Consider the following 532-nt stretch of genomic DNA (forward strand, 5'->3'; position numbering starts at 1 on the left):
TTCCAGCACCTTCATCTCAACCGGTTTTGAAACATGTGCATTCATGCCAGCCGCAAGGGAATGCTGAATATCTTCTGAAAATGCATTCGCAGTCATGGCAATGATCGGAATCGTCTGTGCCAGTTCATGGGAGCTTCTGCGGATTGCTTTCGTTGCCTCATAACCATTCATAACAGGCATCTGTATGTCCATCAGGATCATGTCATAATCACCTGGGGCAGACTGTTCAAATGCTTTCAAAATCTCTTCACCATTTTCACAGATGATACATTCCGCACCTTCAATCTTTAACAGTTCCGTCAGGATCTCCGCATTCAGTTCATTATCCTCTGCACACAGGAACCTCATTCCTTGAAGGATATTCCCATCCTGCTCATCTGTTTCTTCTTGTGCCGCCAGAGCAGCCGTTCTATCCTCTGCAATTTTCAGATCCAAGAGAACTTCAAAACAGCTTCCCTGTCCCAATTCACTGTCCACGTCAATGCTACCTCCCATTGCCTCAACCAGATTCTTAGTAATCGCCATTCCAAGT

The 532-nt window shown here is 45.5% G+C and carries 1 protein-coding gene; it reads right to left on the minus strand.

The features are described from left to right. On the minus strand, positions 1 to 532 hold a 532-nt coding region (locus DW922_RS17200), incomplete at both ends, for a response regulator (RefSeq protein ID WP_118727155.1).

Origin of the sequence: Clostridium sp. AM42-4, from assembly GCF_003480105.1 — a bacterium.
In the GTDB taxonomy this organism is placed as follows: Bacteria; Bacillota; Clostridia; order Lachnospirales; family Lachnospiraceae; genus Brotaphodocola.